The organism is Nitrospira sp. Kam-Ns4a (genome assembly GCF_965152595.1).
Window position 1 is genome coordinate 154,276 of sequence record NZ_OZ224218.1, and the last position, 19,622, is coordinate 173,897.

The following is a 19,622-nucleotide window of genomic DNA, read 5'->3' on the forward strand; positions in this document are numbered from 1 at the left end:
CCAGCGCCCGGGCGACCGCTCCCAGCCGATTCAGCCGAATACCTCAGGATATCGCTGGATCTGTCCCGCAAGGTCTCGATCGTACCGGATCACGATCACGCGGTAGCCGCGACGGACAAGTTCGCCACGGATCTCGCGATCCCGAGCCGCCTGTGCCGGTTCGTCGTGGACGGTGCCGTCGCAGAAGACGCACACGTTCGGCTCGTAGAAGAAGTCCGGAATGCAGGGCGGCTCGGCGATCGGCTTCTGCGCTTCGTCGGGCAGCCGGTGCCCTCCCTCGGCGAGGGCGTGGAGGAATCGCCGCTCGAGTTCGGAGCGGGAGTCGGTGAGCGAGCGCAACCACGCAAGGTGTTCCTCGTGGGAGCGACCTTTTACGCGCGGCTCCGTGCAGCTTTCGGCCAGGTCGAGCAGGATCTGCCGGATGCGGTGCCGGTCGAGTTGCAACGCCTCGTGCTGGTTGGCGAAGCTGAGCAAGCACTCGTAGCAGGCCGCGCGGCAATCGGGTTTCATATCCTTCAGCTCGGCGTCGGCGAGGTCGAAGTGGCAGATGTCGAGCGCCATGCGCGCCACTTGGGCCAGCACGTCGGCCTCTTCGACGAGTCGCCGCAGCACACCGGCTCCCCCTTCGGCCGCCTCGTAGAGCAGAATCGCTCGATGGTCGCCGCTGCCGATCGGCTCCGCCGCGAGTTCCGTCTCTTCGAGCTGAAACGCCTCCTCGAGCCCGCGTTTCAGCGCGTAGCGGAGCGTCGCTTCTACAATGTCGTCGTCTCGTGCCTCCGGCTGCACGAGCCGCACCAGGAGCACGTTCTGCGTCGCGCGAACCGCGAGGCTCACGCGCTCCAGCCGTTGCGCCCGAGCCTTTGGATGCGCCTGCTCCAGCGCGGAGGCGAACACCTCGCCGCCTTCGAAGTCCACGAGAAACCCCGGCACTTCCGTGCCTCTCCAGCCGTGATTGATCCGCAAGAGCGTGGCCGCGGGCGCGTACACCAGCCGCAGAACCGTGCTGCCTGCCGCCACCACATCGGCTTCCTGGACGCGATAGCCGGACGCTTCCGGGGCGAACTGGAAGCAGGTCTCCAGCTCGTAGCCTCGCCGTCGCCGTTCCTCTTCGTCGGCCGTGATCCGGCCGCGCCGTCTCATCCGGACGTTCGGCATCTCGAGCAGCGTGGCCACGAGGCTGTTCTCGCCGTCGAAGCGGGTGTGGCAAACCGGACACAGATCGAGATCGGGGTCTGCGAAGGCGCCACAGGCCCGGCAGAGCCGCTTGTGACTCTTGCGCTCATCGAGGCCGCCCGGGGGAGCTTGAAAGGCCACGGACTCCCACTGGCGGCCCTCGTGGTAGAGGAAGTTCTGGGGAGCGAATTCGCGGATCGCCAGGAACCGAGGCCGGGGAATGAAGTCCCCCTCCTGGCCCCGCGGCACCCAGGCACGCACCGGGAGCGCCGGGAAGTTGTAGCCGGGCAGGAACCCTTCGCTCGCCAGATAGCGGTACGGGTAGAAGTCGCCCTCTTCGCGGGCCACACCCACCTGGAGGAGGAGGTTCAACTGACGCCGGGCCTCGTCCTGCCGGTCCCTGGCCCGGCGCTGCTCGTCCACCGTGCGCGCCCGGTCCTCCTCGAGCCTGGCCGCATCGCGCTGCCGTTTGGCCGCTCGATAGAGCTCGCGCCAGCGATCGAACGCTTTATCGAGTTCCCGTGGCGCCTCTTCGATCACTTGCCGAATCCACCCATCGCCGAACCAGCCGCTGGCAGTGAGCACGCCTTCGTTGGCGGCGAGAAGTTGACGCACGCGGCGCTCGAGCTCGCGCCGAGCCGGCTCATCAAGCTGGATTTGGGCCGCGGCCTGCTCGCGAAGCGGCAGCTCGTCGCGATCCGTATCGATCACCTGCTCGATCGACCGGCCCAGGGGCAGGCGCACGTGAGCGAGCCACACGGCATGGATGTGAGCGCGCAACAGGGCTTCGTTGGCGAGGTCCAGGCGGGGTGGGCGGACACGTCCGGCGACCATCTCAGCGCGGCGGCGGAAGTAGTACTGATCATGGCTGTTGAGCGCGCCACAATAGGTCACGATGAGTCCCGGCTGACCCTGCCGGCCGGCGCGCCCGCTCCGCTGCGCGTAGTTGGCCGGTGTAGGTGGCACGTTGCGCAGGTGGACGAGTTCGAGATCGGCAATGTCCACACCGAGTTCCATGGTCGGTGAACAGACGAGGTACGGGAGCCGGCGGGCGACCTCGGCTTCCTTGGTCCGGTCCTGATCTTCCCAACGGAAGCGCCGTTCGCGCCGCTCTCGCTCGCCGGGTTGCACCACCTGTGCCGTGTGTTCTCTCGCCTCGAGGGCCGCCAGGCTTGCTGCCTCGATCTGGTAGAAGCGCTGGAAAAACGCGTTGACCGTGCGGGGCGACGCAGCGTAACCCGCACTCCCCGCCCGCCGCGAATACAGGGGATCGGGAGGGGGTGGAGACCCGTCGCCCAGGCACCAGCGCAGGCAGGAGGCGTCGAGCTGGTAGAGCTGGTGGTCGTCCACCGGATCCAGCCGGGCGAGCAGCCCGTGTCGCACCAGGAGATCGAGCAGGCCGTCCAGCACGCGCCAGTACTCCTCGCCGCTCAGCCCGAGGCGGGCGCGCAGGAAGCGGCCAGCGGCCGATGAGGCTCCGCTTACCCAGGCCGAAGCCATCCACCGGGCGACCTGAGCGACCAGGGCGCACGAAGCGGTTGGCCCGGCGCAGTTCGTCGTGGTCGGGATCCAGGCCCCAAAACTCGTTCAGGTACTGCTCGGCGCGGCGGCGGAGCTGCTGCTGGAACGGCTCTTCCAGCACCCGGGCGCGCATCGCGAGTTTGCGGCGGAACTGCTGGAGAATCGCTTGCACCACCGAGGCTCGGTCTTCCGGTGCAGCACCGGCAAACCACGGATGAAGCGCCGCCAACTCCGCGCTCTGGCAAAGGTCATCCAGACCGCGATACTCCACCTTCAGGAGTCCGACCTGTTCGAGGTTCGGGTGCACCACTCGCCAACCGCGGCGCAGATCTTCGTAGAGGCGGTATTCGGTGAGGTCGGTGAGCACCTGCCAGACCTCCTGCGCCGCGGGAGCGTCCGGATCGAGTTCCGGATTCTTGGCGATGTGGGCCACGCGTAGGCCCGCCGCTCGGACCACTTCCTGCGCTACGCGATCGAACGTCAGGATTTTCTCCCTGTTCAGCGCCGCATGGAGCGCCGCGCGCAGCAGCGCCACCTGGACAAAATCGTTGAAGTGCCCGGCCTGCAGCGAGGCGTCCTGGCGGTTGTCGGTGAAGGTGAGGAGCTTGTCGCGCGCCGCCTGCGTGAGGCTCGCATGCCGGAGCAGCGAGCTAGACAGGATCGTGGTGGCACTGGAGCGCCCTTCGCTGGAGAGAGAAGCCAGCTTGACGAATTCCCGCTCGCGTCCGGTGTAGTACTCGCCACACGAAAGACAGAGCGAGAACGGGTGCGGCTGCCACCACATCTTCTGCGCGGCCGGCCTCGGTGTGGTGCTGAAGGAGCCGTCCGGGAGCACCCACACCGGCTGCGGAACCCGCTCCCTCCAGGTGGCCTTGAGCTTTCCGTTGGCGTTGAACCAGTCCTCGGGGATTTGCTCCGGCGACCAATCTCCTTCCTCGGGGGCAAGGATCAGATATCCGGCGTGCCCCTCTTCCTCATCGGGCTCCGCCCCCACCGGATGAGGGAGAAAGCGGTCTTCTGCCCGCAGCGCGTGGTAGTAGTCCTGGCCGCACTGGCGGCAGAACTTGACCGGCAAAAACAGCTTTCCTTCGCCTGCCTGGAGCTGGCCTTCGAGGGAAAACTGGCGCTGCCCTCGGGCTTCCAGCGTCGCGTAGAGCGTCCGGCCCTGGGCCACGAACTGGTGCAGCTTGAAGGCCACGGCCCTGGTGCCACCATCGGCGAGGAGCGTGCCCCCGCTGACCAGGACGTCGCGCACGTACCTGGCACAGTGCTCCGACTCGAACCGCGTGATCTCGGAAAGCTGTCGGGCCACATCCGAAAGGGACCTGGGCGTGCGGCGCTTCAACGTTCCATCGGCTTCCTGCTCCAAGCCCAGTTCGTATTCCAGCCAGCGCATGAGCGGGTGTCGCCGGAGCGCGGCCAGATCGGCTGGCGGTGCCGCCTCTAGCGCCGCTCGCAGTTCTTCCCTCGAAGAGGGACTGCCCTCGGTGAACGGCGCGAGCGTCTCCTCGATCACCTGCTCGGGGCCGAACGGCTGGCTGAAGAAGCGGGTGGCGAAGTCGGCCACGGCCTGGCGTCGCTCCTCTGCCGTCGCCTGCGGCCGTGCGATCATCGTGGCGCTCGTGCCGATGTGGACCAGGCCATCCGCAGCGCAGCGCTCTTTCAGGCGGCGCACCAGCATCGCCACATCGGCCCCCTGCCGGCCACGGTAGGTGTGGAGTTCGTCGAAGACCAGAAACCGCAAGCCCCCGCCCACGCGGTCCAAGAACCGCTGGTCTTCGGGACGGACCAAGAGCAACTCGGCCATCACATAGTTGGTGAGCAAGATCTGCGGCGGACGGCGCCGCATCTCCTCGCGGTCCGCATCGGTCGTCTCGCCGGTGTACTTCGCAAAGGTCACCGGGAAGGGCCGTGCCAGCGCCTGCTCGTAGCGCTGCTTCAGGGCAGTCAACGCCTGGAACTGGGAGTTCACCAGCGCGTTCATCGGGTACACGATGAGCGCGGCGGTTCGGTCGCCCGTGTCGGGCCGTCGCACCAGGCTCTCCACGATCGGCAGGTAGTAGCAGAGGCTCTTGCCGGAGCCTGTGCCGCTCGTCACCACGATGCTCTCCCCGGCCAGGGCTTTGCGGATCGCCTCTTCCTGGTGCCGGTAGAGTCGGAACCCTGTTCCGTCGGGCCGGCAGAAGATCCGAGCCGTTTCCTGAGCGATGATCCCCTCCCGGGCCAGCCCGTCCACGCTCGCGCCAAGCGCATAGGCGGGGCTCAACTGCACCAGCGGCTCGGGCCAGAGGTGGCCCTCTTCCTCCAGGGCCTGGCCCACGAACGCCCGCGCCCGCTCGTCGGCGATGAGGAAAAAAGACCGGACGAAGTCGCGGTAGTCAGCGAGAATCCGCGAGTGAAGGTCGAAGACGGTCACGCCCTTTCCCCTGCTACGACGCGCCGCTGAGTAGCCATACCGCCGCCGCGTGGACCTGCACCTCTTGCGGCACGTCCGCGGCACTTTCCGGCGTCAGCGTAATCAGGTGCAGGCTGGCGCGCGGATACTCCGCCGCCGCGGACACGAGCGCCTGCACCTCGCGCCCGCGTGTTGCGCGGTCGTCGAGTTCGGCGCACACCTGGATGAGCGCCGGTGTCTCGCCCGCCCGCCGAGCCAGGAAATCCACCTCGTACCCCTCGCGGGTCCGCACATACGAGACTTCCATCCGCCGCCGCTCCAGCTCGATCCGAACCGCGGTCTCCAGTGCGTGCCCGCGATTGGCACGCCCGGTCCGATCGAACGCCGGAATCAGCCCCGGATCCACCGGATATGCCTTCCGCGGATTGACCATCCGCCGCCGCTCGGACGATGCCGCCACCCAGCACGTGCGCACGAGAAAGCAATCCTCGAGGTAGCCCACAAGGTGATGCACGGTCTCGCGCGAGATGGCGATGCCCTGCGACTTGAGCCCCGCGTAGAACTTCTCCACGCTGAACAGTCCACACGGGTTGCCCAGCAGGTGCCGTACCAGCCAGCGCAGCCCGGCCACGTTCGAGACGCCATGCCGCTCGACCACGTCGCGCAACATCGCCACGTCTACGTACTGAGTCAGCAGCGTCAGCCGATCCGGAGGGGCGAGTCCCTGGGCTTCCGGAAAACCGCCGGCGTCCAGGTACGCCAACAGCGCGTGTTCCAGACGCGAACGCTCGGCCGAGGTCATCCGGTCGAGCCGCTGCGGTGTCTCCTGACCGTGGTGCCGCAGGTATTCCTCGAAGCTGAACGGATGGATGACGACTTCCCAGCCGCGGCCGCGCATGCTGGTCGCCACCTCGCGACTCAGCAGTGCCGCCGATGACCCGCTCAGGAAGACCTCCACCTTCTCCGTGTCCAGCAGCCGGCGGACGAAACGCTCCCACCCTGGCACGACCTGGATTTCGTCCAGGCACCACGTCACCACCTCGCGCCCACGATATGCCGGATACCGGCGGTAGTATTCCTCGACCAGCAGATGCAGGTGACCGGCCTCGAGCCCGCCGAGGCGTTCGTCTTCGAAATTGATGTAGGGCAGCCGCTCACGCGCTACGCCGCGCTCCAGGCGCTCCCGGCGTAGCTGATGCAGGAAGATCGTCTTGCCCGCGCGGCGCATGCCGATGACGGCGGTGGCCTTGCCGGGGAGGCTTACCGTCCCATGAACGCGGCGCGGCGTTCCCGCCGGCAGTGGCGCGGCCAACGAATCGGCCAGCATTTCGGCCAGCCGGGCGCGGTACAGCTTTGTCGCGTCCGTGTCCATCGGCGCCATTTTCGCCTTCCTAGAAGGCGAAAGTCAAGCAGGATTCGCCTTAAAGAAAGGCGAAATATTCGCCTCGTTTGCGATGAGAAAACAGACCGGACGAGGTCGCGGTAATCGGCGAGGAGGAGGAGGAATGGAGATCGAACATCGTGCTCATCGCTCTTCCTCCAGGAACCATTCGTACGCTGCGCACACCCGAATGTTGTCGGCCGACACCTGCGTCGCTTGGTCTCGCGTCGACACGATCAGGACCCGCTCGGCGCGAGGATGGACACGAGCGGCTGCGTCGAGCGCCCGCAACTCCCGTTCGAGGACCTCTGGGGCGGTCGGGTCCGCGCATACCTGAATCAGGCGTTCCCGCTTACCTGGAATGCGGGCGAGAAAATCCACCTCGAACCCGTCGTCGGTCTTGACGTAACCGCTTTCGGCCCCTTGTGAGGCCAGGGCGTTCAGCACCGCCGTTTCCAGCGCACGGCCCAGATTGGCACGACCGCTCGTCTCGAAGGCGTGAATCAACCCTGGATCTGCAGGATAGACCTTGCGAGGGTTAGCGTTGCGCCGCCGCTCGGAGTCCGTGGCCAAGGGCACGAGCGAGAGCAAAAAGGCATCCACCAGGTGTCCGAGGAGGGCATGCACCGTGTCCTTGGAGACGGCATGCCCCTGGGATTTGAGGTCGCGGTAGAGCGCATGCGCGCTGAGGAGGCCAGCCGGGTTGCGCAGGCACACCCGAGCGATCCAGCGCAGGGCGGCCACTTGGCTCACCTGGTAGCGCTCCACCACATCGCGCAAGAGCAACGTGTCCACGTAACTCTGGAGCAATTGGATGCGCAGGCGCGTCTCCAGCCCCTGGGCTTCGGGGAATCCACCCACCTGCAGATATTCCAGCAAGCGCTTTTCGATGAGCGAGCGCTCGGCCGCACTCAGGCGGGCGACGGGCTTCGCCGGCTCCTCCTGGCGGTGGCGGAGGAACTCGCGGAAGCTGAACGGCCGGAGGACCGTCTCGAATCCCCGGCCACGCAAGGAAGTATGGACCTCCCGGGACAAAAGCCGCGCTGAGGACCCAGAGACCACCACCGTGGCCTTCTCCGTGTCCATGAGACGCCGGACGAACCGCTCCCAGCCCGAGACCACCTGAATCTCGTCGAAGAACCACCACACGAGCTCGCGGCCGCGGAACTGCGGAAAGGTACGGTAGTACTCTTCCAAGAGCGCATCGAGCTGGGAAAGGGGCAGGTCCGCCAGGCGATCGTCGTCGAAGCTCACGTACACCGCCCGTTCGGGGGCGAGCGCCTGCTGCTGGACCTGCTGCATCTGGCGCAGGAAGGTGGTCTTGCCCACCCGCCGCATGCCGAGCACCGTGTGGACCTTGTTGCGGATGGCGGGAAGCCGTGCGTCCCTTCGGGTCAGACCTTCGAGCCTGACCGGCTCCAGGCCAGCGGTCAGCTTCTCTTGAAGGACAGGGTGTAACGCCATGCCGGATAGGGTACCCGATCTGTATCCTTCTGACAAGGCCACATCGAGAAAATCTTGTCCCTGTCGCAAGGAGACCGCCTGGCAGCGAGTGGCGAGCGGGGAGCAGCCAGCGGTTGTTTGTCTGCCTCTTCCCTTCGCCATTCGCCCACTTCTTTGTCCACAGCCTCCCGCACCCGCTCGTCGGCGAACAGCATGAACGAGCGCATGAAGTCGCGGTAGTCGACCAGGACGGCGGAATGGAGACCAAAGGTAGTGCTTATGGTCCACTTTTCTCCATGAAGAGGCTCTGACTAAATAAATGTACTCTCAGGATCATATCTTTTTTCACTTGGATTTATCGCCTTGAGCAGATCCGGAATCTTTCGAGCTAGTGCTACCAATTTCCGGTCACAGGTTAGAACGTATAAATGGCTCTTCAGGCTTTTGTGTGGGTTGGATAGAGATCCAATCCTCCACAATGGAAGTAGATCGCGGTCTTGAAGTGCTCGACGTTGCGGAAGCCGCGAGCGGGTTTCTTGACCCATTGGATCGTCGCGTTAACGGCTTCCAACCCCGCGTTGGTGATGCCATGCTGCAGATAGGTGAGCACGTTGGGGAGGTGGCGCCGGATCAGGTGGGCCACCGCCGCGATCGGCCGGAGCCGACTGTGCGTGGCGCGCCAGAACCAGCGCGCAAAGCACTGCTGGGCGGCACCACAGTAGGTATAGTCCCAGAACTGCCGGAAGCGCTCCTTGAGGGTCCAGGCCCGTGCCCCCGTGAGGTCGCTGCGCGGCCAGAGGCGGAACGTGGCCCGCTGCTCGGCCGTCATGTCCTTGGGACGCATGAGCCAGAGGTCCGTGGTCCCTGTCAGTCGGTCATCGCCCCTTAGCTTCAGGGCCCGATGCTCTGTGCGGCGGACCCGGTCCACAGCCTCGTGGAGATGTTTGGCCACATGGAACTTGTCGAAGACGAGTTTGGCCTCGGCCCCATCCAGGTGAGCCCGGGTCGACTGGATGTAGGGCTCCCACATATCCATCGCGATGGCCGCAATCCCTTCCCGTTGCTCCGGGGTCAGCGTGCCCCAGAACCCATCCAAGCTCTCCTGCTTGCGGTCCTCAGCCAGGTAGCGGACGCGGCTGCGTTCCAGATCCGCCACCACCGTGAGGTACCGATGCCCCTTGGCAATGGCCTTCTCGTCGACGCCCAGGTGCGCGACGACGTCCCGGGTGCGACGGCGGAGCCCCCGCGCGACGGCTCGTTCCTTGATGCCCCAGGCCTCATCCCAGGTGTCCGCAGCAGCCCGGCCGCCCCTTTCACCGAACACTCCTGGAGCAGCTCAATGGCCAGGCGCTCGAACCAGGCGGTGAACTGACTGCCGGGCTCCGCCCAGGGCACCGCGATCTGCCTGACTCCATGGGTCGGACAGCTCACGCGGGGGAGGTCCGCCTGAATCCACGTCGTGAACTGGCAGGGACTCCAGATGCCGCCACCGGCGACGCCTCCGATCGTAGCCCGGGACCGGCTCCCGACACTCCGGGCCGGGAGAGGGACCCGGCCCCGCCTCCACGGTGACGGTCACCGGCTGCCCCTTCACATCCAGTTCCACGTTGGCCACGGTCCACGGGGCCTGCAGCCCCAGCACGGCTTGAGAGCGTTCGAAGTCACGCATCGCTCGGGTCCTCCTTTCGAGGAGCCGAGCATAGCGCAAGAGGGTTCAGTTACCCACACAATTTCCTGAAGAGCCGAAAGAGATGGGGCACGTGACGGTACCTGAGAAGCAGCGAGGTCTGCGGTCCAAGGGATTGGCGCACCTGAAACCGATAGTCCCCATGGTTGAAAATCGGCTTGTCGGTATAGATGTACCCGTGGGCCTTGATCGACACCTCTGTCTGGCCGGGCTTCGGAGCGAACGATTTGATGACCTCGACGGAGGGCTCCCAGATGACATCTTCCGGTTTGTTGAGCGGGACGACGGTTGGGAGGCTGGGATCTTCGCTAAAGCGGAGCCGCCTGGCGGAGGAGAACTGGAAGGCGTCAGTGGTGAAACTCGTTCGTTGCTCGGCAACGGCCGCCCAGTCGGCGCGCGCCAGCCGCACCGGCTCGAGGCCGACCGCACCCGCCACGCACCAAGCGACGAACACCAGGACAAGGCCTCGTCGTCCCTCCAGCCGGGCGATCATGGTGCATCGGTGTGTCCGAACGAGCGCACGTACAGAAGCACGTGCCACGCCTCTTCTTCGGTCAGCACCAGGGGAACGAACGGCGCCATGTCGGTGCCGGGACTGCCGTTCTTCAGAATCCAGAACAGCTCGCCGTCGGTCCTCGCCGCCTGCCAGGCCCGATCCGCAAAATTGCGTGGGAGCCGGCCGACCAGACCGGGAATGTCGCCGAGTCCCTTCCCGTCCCGCCCATGACAGGTGGCGCAAAACGCCTTTCCGTGGTACAGCGCCTTGCCCTTTTCGATGTTTTCAGGAGTGTTGGGCAACGGGTTAATGACGGCGCGCGCCGCGTCGATCTGGTCGGCAGGCACGCGCGGCCGCAGCACTTCCGCGTCGGCGGCCCAACCGACGGTGATCCAGAGCAGGACACCTCCTGCAAGAACACGCAACCAGTTCATGCCTCCTCCACACAGCCGAGTCAGGCGAGATCTGGCCGGCGCGTCCGCGCCGGCCAGATTCGTCCACCATGCTCTGCAGATCAATGGCTGTCGGCTTACGAACCCCGAAGCCGAGCTACTCGCTGTGTCCGGTGAACTTGTGCCCGAGGGACTGAGGGAAGGTCACGGTCCCGTCCGGGAATTCCTGGCCATCCTGCCAGAGATGATAGATGACGCCGTCCGTGTTGGAGGCGGCTTCCGCGATTTCCTTCGCCTTGTCCGCCGGCTCGAGCACCTGGACGCGGCCGGTCGCGATTTCCACTTTGTGATCGTGGAAGTGTCGGTGCCACTTAATGGGGGGGAGTTTCCGCGAGAGATCCTTTGCCACAAAGTATTCGATTCCGACGAGCTGCGCTTTCGGATCGGTGGATTTAAACAGCAAACACTGGAGGATTTTGTCGGAGACGCCCTTGCAGTAGTGATGATACGGTCCGCCCACGGTCCCGTCATGCATCATGTGAGGGGCTTGCACATGGATGTCGTACCCATCGACCGGCGATTTCGGCTCGGCGCCGACGCCCGGCGCCGCGACCGTACCACACCCGAACAAACCGACGACACACGCGACAACGACTCCGTTCCTCATAACGGCCTCCTTGTAAGTAAACCTGAATCCGGCGCCAGGTAATGACAAGATCCTCTGCTGACGCGCATTCTCGGGCCGCTGGCGCCCCTTCGGGGGAGTTGAGCGAAAGCTATCATTGTGTTAGCTTTGGCTCAAATGCCGCGGGGGCCCCGGAAGCTCACGATCAGGTTCGGTGCCGCGTCGCTGACGCATTACGGCGGCGTCTACCTGCTGCATCGCTTCTTGTCCCGGATTGGCTTCAAGGACGCGATCGCCCGACATGTCCGAGTGGTCCAGCGGAACAACCGGTACAGCATGGGCGAGATGCTGCTCGCCCTGCTGTACCCCATGATCCTCGGGCTCGAACGGATCGAAACCACGCAGTTGCTGCGGCAGAATGGCGTATTCCAGTCTCTCACCGGCCTGCCGAGCTATCCAGAGGCGACCACGCTCCGCCGCTTCCTGCTGCGGGTGGCCCCGACGGCGCTCCCGAAGGTGCGCGCCCTGCACGACAGCTTTCTGCGCCGGATGACCGTTCGGCCGCGGCCCCCGACCCGGCTGATCTTGGACGTGGACTCCACCGTGCTGGTGGTCTATGGCCGTCAGGAGCAAGCTCGGATCGGCTACAACCCGGTCAAGCGGGGCCGGCCGTCGTATCACCCCTTGCTCTGCTTCGAGGGACAGACCAAAGATTTCTGGCACGGCGAGTTGCGGCCAGGGGATGCGCATACCGCCAGCGGGACGCTCGACCTCCTCGCGGCGTGCTTCGCGAAGATCCCGGCCGGGGTCCGGTTGACGATTGTCCGCGCGGACAAAGGGTTTTACGACCACAAGCTGATCGAGTGGCTGGAAGAACACAGGGCCCGATTTGTGATCGTGGCTCGCCTGACCGCCCCGATCAAGCGCAAACTGTCGGGTCTGCGGTACGTCAGTCCCAGTCGAGGCATCGAGGTGGCCGAGTTCCGCTACCAGCCTACCCGCTGGCCCCATCCCTGTCGGTTCGTCGTGATCCGTCGCCCGCAGGCCGAAGAGCCCACCGCCCAGCTGACACTCTTCAAGCTCGGCAAGTACCACTACCAGGTCCTCGTCACGAATCTCCCGTTGCGACCCCTCAACCTCTGGCGGTTCTACAACGATCGCGCCGGAGTCGAGTTGCTCATCAAACAGCTCAAGGGAGATTACGCGTTGGGCAGCATTCCCACCCGTCACTTCTTTGCCAACGAGACCTACTTCCATCTTCTTCTGCTAGCCTACAACCTCGTCAACTGGTTCAAGCGACTCTGCTTGCCTCTGGAATTCCAGAACGCCACCCTTCAGACCTTGCGTCAGCGGATCCTCTCCATGCCCGCCCAGTTGCGGCGCGCTCGCAATCGTCCCACCCTGACCTTACCGGCCAGCGGCTATCGAGAGGCCGCGTGGAAGTACGCCCTGCATCAGATCCAGCGACTTAGGCTGTGACGCCCGCGCTTTTCACGCCGGATTCAGGGTAAAGTGAGTGGGAGCACTGGTGGCATCCCGTGAACACGGGATGCCACCCGGTCACATAAGCCGTTAGAGCGAGCGGACCTCGAAAGGATTCACACTGTTTTACTTCGGCAGTTTAGGCATCTCGAATTTGATCGGCTCGCCGGTCAGGGCCTTGAGAAACGCCACCAGATCGGCTTTCTCTTCGGCAGTCAGGCCGAGCGGTTTGATGAGCGGGCTCAGGTTGGGATTCGGCCCCCCGCCCTTGTCGAAGAAGTCGATCACTTCTTCCAGTGTCTTGAACGCGCCGTCGTGCATGTAGGGCGCGGTTTCCGTGATGCTCCGCAGGGTCGGCGTCTTGAACGCACCCTTGTCTTTCTCCAACCGCGTGACGTAGTAGCGGCCCAGGTCTTCCTTCATTGGACCCACCTGCGGGACGCCGAGGTTGTGGAACTTGCCGTCGGTGAAATTGGGGCCGTTGTGGCACAGGATGCAGCGGGCTTTACCTTTGAACAGCGCCATACCGCGCACCGCCGCCTCGTCCATCGCCGTCTTGTCGCCCAGCACGTACTTATCGAACGCGGAATTGGTCGAGAGGATCGTTCGTTCGTAGGCCGCGATCGCCTCGGCGATCCCCTGCAGGTTCATCTCGGTCCCGAAGACGGCGCGGAATTGCTCACGATAGCCTTTGATCTTCCCCAGCTTCTTCACCACGTTCTCATGGGTTTCCGCCATCTCCACCGGATTCTGAATCGGCCCGATGGCCTGCTCTTCCAGCGACCGGGCGCGGCCATCCCAAAACTGCAGATGGTTGAACGCCGTGTTGTACACGGTCGGGGCCTGGCGCCCGCCCACTTTGCCGTCCACACCGATGGAGGTCTGACGCGGGTCGGCGAACCCGGAGCCGGGCGTATGGCAGAACGCGCAGGACACGGAATTATTCTTGGAGAGCCGGCCGTCGAAATAGAGCTGTTTGCCCAGCTCGATTTTCGCCTTGTAATTCAGATTGGTCGACGGCATCGGCACGGCGGTCGGCAGCGGACCGATGTCCAGGACCGTGATGCCGTCGATCGTCACGGTCCCCGGCATGCCCTCGAGAGCCGGCGACGCTTGCGCGGGCCAGTCGCCGGTGAACAAGATCGGGTTTGCGGCCCCGATCACGACACAAGTGACGATGGTGACGATGCCCTTTCTCGACATAACAGCCCTCCTGTTGATGTGACAAAGCAGCCGGCAGCTTGCAGCCGATCGCTCGGAGCTGTTCGCGACAAGCTCCTCGCTGCCAGCTCTTCTCTGCGTCCGCCGCAGAATACCATAAGTCCGAGCTCGTATGCCCGCCGTCCCCCTCACGGCCTCGCCGCGGGCTCCAGCGTCCGGCCGGCATGGTCCGGTTCTCGATCCTCGTCGTGGGCCTTCGGCGGAGGAGGGACAGGCCGGGAACGCTCGCCGATCACCGTAGAGTAGAGCACCGGGATGACCACCAGGGTGAGCAGGGTCGACGCGCCGACGCCGAAGAGCAACGAGACGGCCAAGCCCTGAAAGATCGGATCGAGAATGATGACGAAGGCCCCCACCATCAACGCCGCCGCGGTCAGGAGAATCGGCCGGGTGCGGATCGCGCCGGCCCGGACCACCGCGTCGGCGAGCGGGACGCCCCGCGCCTGTTCGTGTCGAATGAAGTCGACGAGCAGGATCGAATTCCGCACGATGATGCCGGCCAGGGCGATGAAGCCGATCATCGACGTGGCGGTGAAGTAGGAACCGGTCAGCCAGTGGCCCGGCAGAATTCCGATGAGCGTCAACGGGATCGGCGCCATGATGATGAGCGGCGTGAGGAACGACTGAAACTCGCCCACGATCAGCAGATAGATGAGAAGCATCGCGACGGCGAAGGCGATCCCCATGTCGCGGAACGTTTCATAGGTGATATGCCACTCCCCGTCCCACTTCAGCGCGAACCGGCGCTCCGACCACGGTTGCGACGTGTAGTGCTGCTCGAGGCGATAGCCTTCCGTCAGGCGATACGCGTCGAGTTGCCTCCCCACCTCCAGCACGCCGTAGACCGGACTTTCCGCCCGTTCGGCGCCGGCCCCGCCGACGTCGGCCGTCACGTAGACGACCGGTTTCTGGTTCTTATGGTGGATCGTCTTCTCCTGTACCGTCTGCTCCAATTTGAGCAACTCGGACAGTTGGACGATCCCACCCGAGGCGGTCTTCATCCCGATCTCGCCGAAGTGCTCCAGCCCCGTCCGCTCCGCCTGCGGCAGGCGCAGGACGATCGGCACCGGCTCTTTTTCGGTGGGTATGTGCGCCAGACCGACCGTGGCGCCTTCCAGCGCCATGCGCAGCGTGTCGATGATGTCCTGCGACGGAATGCCGGCCAGCGCCGCCTTGGCCCGATCCACCGTGAGACGGTATTTGATCTGGTCCGCCTCGATGGAGTCGTCGACGTCCGCGACGCCCGGCGTGCTCTCGAAGAGGCGCTGGACCTCGCGCGCGACGGCGATCTGTCGTTCGTAGTCGGGGCCGTAGATCTCCGCCACCAGCACCGATTGCACCGGCGGGCCGGGCGGGACCTCCACGACTTTGACATTGGCACCATGGTCCCTTGCGATCCGCTGCACCGCCGGCCGCAGGCGTCGGGCGATCTCGTGACTTTGGGCTCCGCGCTGGTCTTTCGGTACAAGGTTGATCTGGATATCGGCTTGGTGGGCTGATCTCGGAGAAAGTAATGCCGCACCAGGCCGTTGAAGTCGAAGGGCGACGCGGTGCCGACATAGGCCTGATAGTCCCGCACCTCGGGCACGGCCGCCACATAGCGGGTGAAGGCCTTGGTCACCCGCGCCGTTTCTTCCAGCGTGGTCCCTTCCGGCATGTCGATCACAAGCTGCAGTTCGCTCTTATTGTCGAACGGGAGCATCTTGACCGCCACGGCCCGCGTGTAGAAGAGCGTCAGCGAGGCCAGGAGCAGCAGACCGACGGCGGCGAGCACGGCGAACGCAATGAGCGGATGGGCCAGGACTGGTGACAGCAGCCGCTGATACAGCCGGTAGGTCCGGTCTTGGCCAGGAGGCGTGGCTGCCCCCTCACCCCTCACGCCTAACCCCTCACCGCCTTCCCGGTAACACTTCTGGCAGAACCACGGGACGACCACGAAGGCGACGAGCAGGGAAAAGAACATCGCCATGGAGGCGTTGACGGGAATCGGCCGCATGTACGGTCCCATCAGGCCGGAGACGAAGGCCATGGGCAGCAGGGCCGCGATGACGGTGAAGGTGGCGAGGATGGTCGGATTGCCGACCTCGTCCACGGCGCGGATCGCCGCTTCGCGGTGCGGCAGGATGCGGAGCATGAGGTGCCTGTAAATGTTTTCGACGACGACGATCGCGTCGTCCACCAGGATGCCGATCGAAAAGATCAGCGCGAACAGCGTCACCCGATTGATCGTGTACCCGATCACCATCGAGGTGAAGAGCGTCAGGGCCAATGTCAACGGGATCGCAATCGACACGACCAGCGCGGGGCGGGGACCGAGGGCCACTCCCAAAAAGACCACCACGGCCGCCACGGCGATCAGCAAGTGCCAGAGCAGCTCATTGGCCTTTTCATCCGCCGTCTCGCCGTAATCGCGCGTGACCGTCACCCGGACATCCGCGGGCAGCACCGTCCCCTTCAGCTCTTCGACTTTCCGGACGACGTCCCGGGCCACCGTCACCGCGTTCGTGTGCGCCTGCTTGGCGATCGCGACGGTCACGGCGGGGCTCTCGTGAAGACCCTCACGGGCCGAAGGCCCAACGCCGAACCACATATAGCTCGTCGTCTCGCTGGGACCGTCGATCACGGTCGCGACCTGCCGAAGATAAATCGGCCGGCCTTCGGAGACGCCGACCACGAGCGATTCCAGATCCTCCCGCGAGCCGATGAAGCGGCCGGTCTCCACGACGTAGTCCCGGTTCTCGCTCTGAAAGCGGCCAGCCGGCAACGACAGGTTTTCACCTTGAATCACGGACGCGATGTGCAACGGGGTGACACCGTAAGCCTTCAGACGGCTGGGATCGAGATGCACCCGCAGTTCGCGCCGGCTGCCCCCCACGATGAAGCCGCCCGAGGTGTTCGGAACCTTCTTGACTTCCTCCAGGACGTGCTGGGCCAGCCGGCGCAGGTGGAATTCCGAATACCGTTCGCTGGAAAGCGTGATCGTGACGATCGGCACATCGTTGATGTCGCGGGGCTTCACCTGGAACGGGCCCGCGCCGGGCGGCAGCAGGTCCTGATTGGACATCAGCTTGTCGTACAGGTCCACCAAGCTCTGCTCCAGCGGCTCGCCGACGTAGAAGCGCACAATCAGGAGCGCGCCGCCGGGTCTGGAGAGCGAGTAGAGGTACTCGACGCCTTTGATCTCCGAAATCTTGCGCTCGATGGGTTTGGTCAGTTGCTCTTCGACCACTTTGGCCGAAGCGCCGGGGAAAGGCAGGAAGACATCGACCATGGGCACGAGGATCTGCGGTTCTTCCTCGCGCGGGGTGAGGACCACGGCAAAGAGGCCGAGCAACAACGCGCCGACGATGATCAGCGGCGTGAGCTTGCTGCCGATGAAGAGCGCCGCGATGCGGCCGGAGAGACCGTAATCCGTGATGCGTGATGGGTGAGGCACCATGCGTGCTGGCTCGCTCATGGCGCTCCGCTCTCCCTGCACGTTCCTGTCACGTGCCGCGCCAGACGCCTGACACGGCACGCGTCACCTGTCACGGTTTTGAAGGCAAGGCGACCGATTCGGCAGGCTCGACGCGCGCGCCGTCCACACCCAGTTTCGCGTCGGCCAGAATCCGTTCTCCCGCATTGAGTCCGGACAGCACCTCGACATCGGCTCCGTTCCCCACTTCCAGAGCGCCCGGCGCCGGATACCCGCCTTGCGTTCGCGCGGGGACCCGGCGCCCGACTTTCACCCAGCGGAGATGGGCGACCTGGTCGTCCCCGACCACGTACACGCCGGTCAACTGGCCTCGCTCGATCAGGGCCTGCTCAGGCACCGCCAGCGTCTGACTCACGCCCCTGTCCAGACGCATGCGGCCGAACATGCCGCTTTTGAGGCCCGGCGTCGGGGGCAGATCGACTTTCACCACAAACGTGTGCGTGGCGGGATCGCCTGCAGGGAGGACTTGCGCGACCGTGCCGGTCAAGGGCCGATCGCCCAGGGCGTCGACGACGACTGTGACCTTGTCGCCCACCGCCACGGCTTTCACGTCGCCTTCGGAGACCGTCGCTTCCAGGCGCAGGCGCCGAGGGTCTTCGAGCTTCAGCACCGGCCGGCCCGGGCTTGACCCACAACACCGGCGCCTCCGGCATGACGCGCCGGAGCGGGGTGAGCAGGGTGCGCCACGCCTCCAACTCCGGCGCCAAGGGAGCCAGCTCCCCGGATGGCGTCGTCTCGGCGACCGATGGCGACGTCGGCGCGGCCCCTGCTGCCGGGACACTCCTTGCCCCAGGCCCCGGCATGGACCCTGGTGAGCCCGCGGGGGTCGGCGCGGCCAACCCCGAGCCTGTCGGCGCGGCCAACCCCGAGCCTGTCGGCTTGGCTGGCAACGCAAGAGTCGGTCCGGTCGGTTCCGTCGCGTCACTCACCCCCCAGATCCCCCCGAGACTGAGCAAGCCGCTCAGCATCCCGATGCGGATAAACTGCCCTTGCCAACGTCGCGTCTTACGGTGCATGGGCCGATTTCCTCTCTGGTTTCAACCAGGTGGCTGAGCCACCCCCCGGGCCGGGGGCTGGGCTCCTCCCCGGGCTGATCGTCTGGTTGTCCGATGTCGTGGTGTGGCCCGATCGAGATGTTCTGGCGTCCGTGGCGCGGGCCGGGGCGATGGGGAGCTCGGTGATCCGTAAGCGCGCGCCGACTTGCGTCACGACGCTGGGGATTCGTTCCACGCCGAGGGCGGCCAGGAACGGCTCGTTCGCCCAGTAGGCACGAGACAGCCCCAGCGCCCGCGCCACCTGTCGGACATCGCCCGCGGTCAGGAGCAACCGGACGGGCGGGCCTGCCTCGGCGGTCCGCAGCCACTGCTGCACCGCCGCCCGCTGCGCCGCGTCAGTCCCATCCAGGATCACGTACCGGTACGGGAGTGTGGCCTGAGCCAACGGGGTCAGGCGCTGCCCGGCGACCCCGAGCGTGCGGCCATCTGGCAGCGGCAGGGGCTGCGTGAGCGTGGCGCTGGGATCGTGCCACACGGTGCGGGCGGTCGTCGCCACTGGACGAGTCAGCCCGGGGCCGGCCTGGAGCGCCGCCTCCACTCGCGCGCGCCCTTGCGCCGCGAGGGTCGCCCAGTCCACTCGTGCCACCCGGTCTTTGATCTCCTCGTCGAGGGCGCGCTCCTGCAGCGGCCACCCCGGCGGGGCGAACTGATACCGTTGCGGGGCGGCGGGCTGCGGGGGCGGGGGCACCGGGTGCGAGGTCGTCCGGCCGCCCTGCCGACACCAGCGCGCCCACGGCGCCACCGTCGGTTCCCGCTCCGCCAGAGCCTGGAATTGGTCCATGAGTCGGGTCGGCCCGCCCTGCACCACCAGCAGAGCATCCCGCCCCTTCGCCCACACCAGTGCCGGTGCCTGCGTCACCTGCCAACGCCGCACGCGGATCGGATCGAGGATCGTGTGCGGGAGCCGTGTGAGATCATCCTCGACGACGGCATAGACGGCGGCGAGCGTGCTGTTGAGCGTCTCGCCAATCAGGCCGTTGAGTACCACGGTCACGCCGCAGCGCGCCGCCTCTGTCATCGCATCCTCCCGCACCGCTTCGGGCAGCGACCAGGACAGCACCAGATACCAGCCAGCCGACGGCTCGTGCGGGCCCGACGGGTTCCCGGGCATCTCCGGGATGCGGGTGGCGGGTCCGCCGCCCGCGGCGGCTTGCTCCATCAGCCGGCGGCCCTGGGCCGCCACGGCCGCCACCTCGTCCTGCAACGAACGCGTCTCCCCAGCGAAACCCCCGTCACCGGCGCCGAGCAGGCCGCTGAGGCTCACGCTCATGCCAAG

General features: G+C 65.7%; 12 protein-coding genes and 3 pseudogenes. 1 reads left to right on the forward strand and 14 read right to left on the reverse strand.

Annotated features, from left to right (window positions below; all coding sequences use genetic code 11):
- Positions 1–30: 30 nt before the first annotated feature.
- The 9 genes and pseudogenes from ACWHYQ_RS00770 to ACWHYQ_RS00810 all read right to left on the reverse strand — a co-directional run bounded on the left by ACWHYQ_RS00770 (position 31) and on the right by ACWHYQ_RS00810 (position 11,155).
- Positions 31–2,673: a Zn-binding domain-containing protein gene (locus ACWHYQ_RS00770; RefSeq protein ID WP_447973885.1), complete on the reverse strand. Its 2,643-nt coding sequence runs from the start codon at positions 2,671–2,673 to the stop codon at positions 31–33.
- 1,681 nt (positions 2,674–4,354) lie between these two features.
- A pseudogene (locus tag ACWHYQ_RS00775) lies at positions 4,355–5,194 on the reverse strand (DEAD/DEAH box helicase); the annotation flags it as partial.
- Positions 5,124–6,470 (reverse strand): ATP-binding protein, encoded by a 1,347-nt coding sequence (locus tag ACWHYQ_RS00780; protein ID WP_447973886.1) that lies wholly within the window; start codon positions 6,468–6,470, stop codon positions 5,124–5,126. The gene ACWHYQ_RS00780 and the pseudogene ACWHYQ_RS00775, both read right to left, overlap by 71 nt.
- A gap of 144 nt (positions 6,471–6,614) precedes the next feature.
- Positions 6,615–7,934, reverse strand: a complete 1,320-nt coding sequence (locus ACWHYQ_RS00785) for an ATP-binding protein (RefSeq protein ID WP_447973887.1) — start codon at positions 7,932–7,934, stop codon at positions 6,615–6,617.
- Positions 7,935–8,349: 415 nt separating this feature from the next.
- Positions 8,350–9,237, reverse strand: a complete 888-nt coding sequence (locus ACWHYQ_RS00790) for an ISL3 family transposase (protein WP_447973888.1) — start codon at positions 9,235–9,237, stop codon at positions 8,350–8,352.
- Between the two features lie 14 nt (positions 9,238–9,251).
- Positions 9,252–9,344: pseudogene (locus ACWHYQ_RS00795) on the reverse strand (hypothetical protein); the annotation flags it as partial.
- Between the two features lie 287 nt (positions 9,345–9,631).
- A complete protein-coding gene (locus ACWHYQ_RS00800; protein WP_447973889.1) occupies positions 9,632–10,093 on the reverse strand; it encodes a hypothetical protein in 462 nt (153 codons plus the stop codon).
- On the reverse strand, positions 10,090–10,530 hold the full coding sequence (locus ACWHYQ_RS00805; protein ID WP_447973890.1) for a c-type cytochrome: 441 nt from the start codon (positions 10,528–10,530) through the stop codon (positions 10,090–10,092). Before ACWHYQ_RS00805 ends, ACWHYQ_RS00800 begins: the two co-directional genes overlap by 4 nt.
- Before the next feature lie 115 nt (positions 10,531–10,645).
- Positions 10,646–11,155: a DUF1264 domain-containing protein gene (locus ACWHYQ_RS00810; protein WP_447973891.1), complete on the reverse strand. Its 510-nt coding sequence runs from the start codon at positions 11,153–11,155 to the stop codon at positions 10,646–10,648.
- A gap of 135 nt (positions 11,156–11,290) precedes the next feature.
- On the opposite strand from ACWHYQ_RS00810, the gene ACWHYQ_RS00815 reads away from it, so the two are divergent.
- Positions 11,291–12,592, forward strand: coding sequence for an IS1380 family transposase (locus tag ACWHYQ_RS00815; protein ID WP_447972544.1), 1,302 nt, complete (start codon positions 11,291–11,293; stop codon positions 12,590–12,592).
- Between the two features lie 129 nt (positions 12,593–12,721).
- On the opposite strand, the gene ACWHYQ_RS00820 is transcribed toward ACWHYQ_RS00815, so the two are convergent.
- From ACWHYQ_RS00820 to ACWHYQ_RS00840, 5 genes and pseudogenes are all read right to left on the reverse strand, one after another.
- Entirely contained in the window at positions 12,722–13,798 is a 1,077-nt protein-coding gene (locus ACWHYQ_RS00820) for a cytochrome-c peroxidase (RefSeq protein ID WP_447973892.1), read from the reverse strand.
- A gap of 146 nt (positions 13,799–13,944) precedes the next feature.
- Positions 13,945–15,297, reverse strand: a complete 1,353-nt coding sequence (locus ACWHYQ_RS00825; protein WP_447975616.1) for an efflux RND transporter permease subunit — start codon at positions 15,295–15,297, stop codon at positions 13,945–13,947.
- Between the two features lie 122 nt (positions 15,298–15,419).
- Positions 15,420–17,273 (reverse strand): annotated as a pseudogene (locus ACWHYQ_RS00830) (efflux RND transporter permease subunit); the annotation flags it as partial.
- 70 nt (positions 17,274–17,343) lie between these two features.
- Positions 17,344–18,216, reverse strand: a complete 873-nt coding sequence (locus ACWHYQ_RS00835; protein ID WP_447973893.1) for an efflux RND transporter periplasmic adaptor subunit — start codon at positions 18,214–18,216, stop codon at positions 17,344–17,346.
- 80 nt (positions 18,217–18,296) lie between these two features.
- Complete coding sequence (locus tag ACWHYQ_RS00840) at positions 18,297–19,616, reverse strand: TrbC family F-type conjugative pilus assembly protein (RefSeq protein WP_447973894.1); 1,320 nt, start codon at positions 19,614–19,616, stop codon at positions 18,297–18,299.
- Positions 19,617–19,622 lie beyond the last annotated feature (6 nt).